Below are 3,274 nucleotides of genomic sequence, written 5' to 3' on the forward strand. Positions count from 1 at the left end.
ATAAGTGTTATTTTCATATTGCCTCCTTTTCTGCTTTGCCTTACATCCATACACAAAGTTTATTTTTTCTATTTTAACATTTTATGCCTATTCAGACCAATAAATTTCAATGCATTCCAATATAATTATTTATAATTATTTATTTAAAATAACTTTAACGTTTCATGGTACAGGAGATGTGTATCAGGGTAAATAAATTCTGAGATGATTTGATACTATTCTCTAGATCAGCACCAACGAGCCTTGGTATTGAGTTGGCCCAAAAGAACAATATTACCCTGGTTGGATTTGCTAGGGGGAACAGGATGAACATCTATACACATCCTCATCGGATTAGCAGGGCTTAGATCTATAAAATAAAAAGAGTCAAATGCACATTTGTGACGAACACGAAATGGCTTTGGCTCTTCATTATTTTATAAATGGGCTCTCTATTATTTTATAAAATAGAAATAAATGCTCTAATTTCTATACTTACTATACCACATTTTGCACTTTTTTTCCAGTCTGTTCATGTGACTGCCAGTATGATATTAAATATATAGGGGGCATTAAGACCTTCCATAGGGCATCACAGTGATGCTTTATAAGTTTAGAGTTAAGATAGGAGCGAATCATGAGAATTATGGAAAATGTTGAAATCTTGAGTATAATAGGTAACCAAGGCCTCAACAGTGATGCCATTCATCCAGTTGTGGTATGGGATGATCAAAATGTGGTTATGTTTGATACTGGCTTTCCAAATATGGAAACACAGATTGTAGAGATGGCAAAAGAGGCAGGTGTTCCAATAGAGAGACTTAGTAAAATCATGATTACACACTCTGACTTAGACCACATTGGATGCCTCTCCAAGCTTAAAAGCAGCTCTGCTTCAATCTGGTGTCATGTTAATGAAAAGCCCTTTTTAGAATGTGATGTACCACCTGTAAGACTGGCAGCTATGGAAAATGCGATTCCTTTTTTAGAGGGTGAGCGGAAAGTACAATTACAGACTATTGTCAATGCTTTAAAGGCAAATTATATGAATTTAAAGGTCAAAGTTACAGAAACCTTTGAGAGTGATATTAGGATAAGTGACTGCGGTGGCATTCAGTGTCTTTTCACTCCAGGCCATACAACTGGCCATACCGCCTACTACTTAGAAGACTCAAAATTGTTAATTGCGGGTGATATCCTTAGAATTGTAAATGAAAGAATTGCCACTTGTGATGAGCAACTCATATTAGACAAAGAAGCTTACAAAGCCTCTCTGCTAAAACTGACGCAATATCAAATGGACTCTATACTTTGCTTTCATGGTGGGTATATGGCGGGAAATATTAGTGAAATGATTAAAAGTCTTTTGAATACAATGGCTTTTTAATATTATGATGATATTATTAAATAAGGGGGCAAAATTATTAAATATTTCAAGTAGAAGTATAGTGGCGTAACCTTATTATTGAATTTCATGTGATAAAGTAAAGGAGGACAGTTCAATATGAAGAAGTTTGTTATAGAAGATGCGTTTTGGGAAACTTTTCCTCAAGCTAAAATTGGTATAGTAGTTGCAAATGACATAGACAATGGTCTTAAGTCAGAAACGCAATTTCAATCATTACTTGAAAATGCTGAGAAGGAAGCTTTAAAGTATTTTGTTGAAAATGATTTTAGTAGCAATCGTGTCATAAAGGTTTGGCGAGAGGCTTTTCAGAGGTTTAAGACGAAAAAAGGGGCAAGATCATCAATTGAAGCCCTACTCAAACGTGTAAACAACGGCAACCACATTGGCTGTATTAACCCTCTAGTAGATATATATAATTCTATTTCTCTTAAGTATGCAATGCCTTGCGGCGGTGAGGATATCGCTACCTTTAGAGGCGATGTTAAATTGACAAAGGCCCTTGGCGGCGAACATTTTATTACGCTGGGATCAGATGAGGATGCGCCACCATACCAGGGTGAAATTGTTTACAAAGACGACGAAGGTGCCATTTGCAGGTGCTGGAACTGGCGAGAATCTGTAAGAACCATGCTGACTGAAAATACGAAAGATGCCTTTCTATGTATTGAACTTGTAGATGAAGAAAGAGTTGAAGCCTTTGAAGCAGCCCTCATTGAGCTGTCTACGCTCATCAATGAAAATCTGGGTGGTAAATGCCAAACCTTTATTATGGACATCAACAAAAGAGAGATGGTTATTGAGGCGTAATGCCGTAATGTATTACTTAAATTTATGGTTATAAAACGAGGTGAATATATGAAAATGATTGAAAGTAGAAGAAGCATTCGAAAATACAAGGATAAAAAGGTAGAAGCCCAAAAGCTAATGCAACTGATCGAAAGTGCGAGACTGGCACCATCAGGCAGTAACACTCAGCCATGGCAATTTATCATCGTTGAATCAGAAGAGACCAAAATGAAACTAGCGGTAGCAGACCACAATCAACTTTGGATGATGACCGCACCAGTCTTTATTGTGGTCGTGGCAGATATCAGATGCCGAATTTCAGAGGATGTAGACCTCAGAATTGATGAAAACAGCCCTGAGCCTGAAGTTAAATTGATCATCAGAGATACATCCATCGCAATAGAGCACATACTTCTTGAAGCCGAATCATTGGCACTTTCCACATGCTGGACAGCTTGGTTCAAACAGGATGACGTCCGCCCAATTTTAGGGATTCCAGAAGATAAATACGTATGTGGGATTATCACAGTGGGATATGGTGATGAACAACCTACACAGAGACCAAGGCATGCACTTGAAGACATTGTACGATATGAAAAATGGTGATTAAAATGATTCAATATACGGAAGTTGAACTTGAAGAAGCCCTTAAAACCGTAATCGCCACCATTGCAAACTGTGAAAAGATGCTGCCAAAGTTTATGGAAGGCACTTCACAGAATACACTGCTAAAAAATAGAATAAGTGCATTGATGATTTCCAAAAACCTAATGGAGAGCTTTAAGCACACTGGTAGTATTCCAAGGGAAAAACCTATTTCGGTAGAGGAAAAAGAGAAAGCAATGCCTCCAATACTATCAATTATTCATAAATGCGAAAGGGCAAGAGCGAAAGCGGTGGAAGGCACGACAAACTATAAAAGATTAACCAAAACCATAGAGGCCATGAAGATCGCTGAGTCGTTATTAAATGACCAAGGATAATTTTGTAATGATTCTGATATCCGACTAATCTGTGCACAGAATATCGGATATGAAATTTTCACTTCTGATAAACTAATTACAACAAGAGTTGAGGCAGAGCTAAGATGAGAAATGGTAG

At 37.3% G+C, this 3,274-nt stretch carries 4 protein-coding genes and 1 pseudogene; all 5 read left to right on the top strand.

What is annotated here, in order from left to right; genetic code table 11:
* Positions 1-212 precede the first annotated feature (212 nt).
* A pseudogene (locus AC220I_RS20350) lies at positions 213-347 on the top strand (formate dehydrogenase accessory sulfurtransferase FdhD); the annotation flags it as partial.
* A 269-nt stretch (positions 348-616) separates the two neighbouring features.
* On the top strand, positions 617-1,366 hold the full coding sequence (locus tag AC220I_RS20355; protein WP_486725698.1) for an MBL fold metallo-hydrolase: 750 nt from the start codon (positions 617-619) through the stop codon (positions 1,364-1,366).
* A 117-nt stretch (positions 1,367-1,483) separates the two neighbouring features.
* The gene (locus tag AC220I_RS20360) at positions 1,484-2,194 is read left to right on the top strand and encodes a B3/B4 domain-containing protein (protein WP_486725699.1); all 711 of its coding nucleotides are present in this window, start codon (positions 1,484-1,486) and stop codon (positions 2,192-2,194) included.
* 48 nt (positions 2,195-2,242) lie between these two features.
* A complete protein-coding gene (locus tag AC220I_RS20365) occupies positions 2,243-2,779 on the top strand; it encodes a nitroreductase family protein (RefSeq protein WP_486725700.1) in 537 nt (178 codons plus the stop codon).
* Positions 2,780-2,784: 5 nt separating this feature from the next.
* Complete coding sequence (locus AC220I_RS20370) at positions 2,785-3,156, top strand: hypothetical protein (protein ID WP_486725701.1); 372 nt, start codon at positions 2,785-2,787, stop codon at positions 3,154-3,156.
* Positions 3,157-3,274 lie beyond the last annotated feature (118 nt).

It is taken from the genome of Fusibacter sp. (assembly GCF_057447755.1).

Bases quoted from the DNA above. Each gene is read 5' to 3' on its own strand.
- AC220I_RS20355 (WP_486725698.1), top strand. From the start codon at position 617: ATGAGAATTATGGAAAATGTTGAAATCTTGAGTATAATAGGTAACCAA.
- AC220I_RS20365 (WP_486725700.1), top strand. From the start codon at position 2,243: ATGAAAATGATTGAAAGTAGAAGAAGCATTCGAAAATACAAGGATAAA.
- AC220I_RS20370 (WP_486725701.1), top strand. From the start codon at position 2,785: ATGATTCAATATACGGAAGTTGAACTTGAAGAAGCCCTTAAAACCGTA.
- AC220I_RS20360 (WP_486725699.1), top strand. From the start codon at position 1,484: ATGAAGAAGTTTGTTATAGAAGATGCGTTTTGGGAAACTTTTCCTCAA.